Below are 2,117 nucleotides of genomic sequence, written 5' to 3' on the forward strand. Positions count from 1 at the left end.
CTAGCGCACCAATAGCATCCATGATACCGCCAAACACCATGGCGCACAGGATAAGCCAAACCGTATTTAGCATGCTAGACATCCCTCCTGATGAAAAAAGTCCTTTTAATGCTTCGTTATCGGTTGGTATGCTGGCGTCAATGGTCATTGCATCCATGATGCCTTTATAGCCCGTGGCAAAAGTTAGGGAATCACCCCCTCCAATGGTGGCTACAATATGTGGCTGAAAAATAAGTGCTGCAATACCGCCCAACAAGGTGCCCGCCAAAAGTGCAATGAGTGGTGGGGTTTTTCTTATGATTAAAATAACAACCAAAATTGGAATTACAAATAGCCAAGGTGTCACATTTATAGAAGCCTTAAGTGCTGATAAGATAGTTTCGGTATCGGCAGTTCCTGAGGTGTCAATATTAAGGCCAATAATAATAAAAACGATTATTGTGATGATTAAAGTGGGCGTTGTGGTGTAAAGCATATAGCGGATATGCGTGAACAAATCAGTACCTGCCATAGCGGGAGCTAAATTTGTAGTGTCACTTAACGGTGAGATTTTATCGCCAAAATAAGCTCCCGAAAGAATAGCTCCGGCAGTCATGCCGACGTGGACGCCTAATGCATTTGAAATTCCGATAAGTGCAATACCTACAGTGGCCGAAGTGGTCCAACTGCTTCCTGTAGCAACAGAAATGATGGAACAAATAATGACGCAAGCTGCCAAAAAGATGGTGGGGTTTAGGACTTGAAGTCCATAATAGATCATGGTTGGTATGATACCACTTATCAGCCAAGTGCCAGCCAAAGCGCCTACCATAAGTAGAATGAGAAGTGCTCCAGCAGTGGATTTGATGTTTTCAGAAACCTCCTCAATCATCTGTTTAAAAGATACCTTGTTGAAAATACCGACCAAAGCTGCAACTGCGCCACCCATTAACAAGATAAATTGATTGGAGCCGCCAAGAGCATCTCCGCCATATAGATAAACGTTGTAAGCTAACATGATGACCAGAGCAAAAACTGGAATTAAAGCCTCCCAAATATTCAATTCTTTATTTTCAATGATAGGGGTAAATTCAGATGATTTTGGGTTGGTATCTTGATTTTGCATAGGAGAATAGTAATTACAGTTTAGAGATTCTATTTCGTAATGTTACGATTTTCAACAAACCTATGCAAATCAATTTGGAGATACACTTTTATATAGTCAGCAAATTTTTTTTAAAATCTGGTTTTCGGGATGTAGATTAATCATTTCGATCTTTTTTATAGAATATCTAATTGCACCATACAATCCTTCATCATGGTATAAGTTCTTTCAATATCAGCATCCAATCCGATTGAAAAACGGATCAAGCCATCGGTCAAGCCCATTTCTTTTTGTTCTTCAACAGGTATTTCTGAAGAGGTTGAACTTCCAGGCGCAGAGAACAAGGTTTTATAAAAACCAAGGCTTACGGCAAGATATCCCAAGTTTTGTTGTTGCATTAATTCCATCAACGCATTTGCTTTTTCTAAAGTACCTACATCAACCGTAAGCATACCACCAAAACCATACTTTTCGTTCATCATCGATTTGAATAATTCATGTGATGGATGCGATTTTAATCCTGGATAAACAGTTTTAAGGCCATCTTTTTGAAATTTATTGGCCAAATAAAGTGCGTTGTGGCTGTGCTGTAAAATGCGAATATGTAAGGTTCTTAAGTTTTTTAGGATCGATGCAGCCCTTAAGCTGTCCATAGTTGGTCCAAGAAGCATGCATGCGCCGTCGTTGACATTTCTTAAATCATCTATAAATTGTTGTGTACCGCAAATTACGCCTCCAACAGTATCACTGGAGCCATTGATGAATTTGGTCAAACTATGAATTACAATATCGGCACCCAACTGCGTCGGTGAAATGGATAAGGGCGAGAATGTATTGTCAACCACCAGTTTTAGATTGTGTTTTTTAGCCAATTTTGCCAAACCTGCAATGTCCGCAACCTCCAATAGTGGGTTGCTCACCGATTCGCAGAAAATTACTTTTGTTTTTGGCGTAATAGCCGCTTCAACAAGATCTAATTTGGTGATATCTACAAATGTGGTCTGGATATTGAAACGTGGCGTAAAGTTTTTTA

Annotated in this window: 2 protein-coding genes; both read right to left on the reverse strand. The window is 39.7% G+C overall.

The features are described 5' to 3' along the window. The coding region (locus VNJ50_RS15520; protein ID WP_325583203.1) for a Na+/H+ antiporter NhaC family protein at positions 1–1,105 on the reverse strand (1,105 nt) is incomplete at its 3' end. 155 nt (positions 1,106–1,260) lie between these two features. Then, the coding region (locus VNJ50_RS15525) for an aminotransferase class I/II-fold pyridoxal phosphate-dependent enzyme (RefSeq protein ID WP_325583204.1) at positions 1,261–2,117 on the reverse strand (857 nt) is incomplete at its 5' end.

Origin of the sequence: Gelidibacter sp., from assembly GCF_035577925.1 — a bacterium.
Classification (GTDB): Bacteria; Bacteroidota; Bacteroidia; order Flavobacteriales; family Flavobacteriaceae; genus Gelidibacter.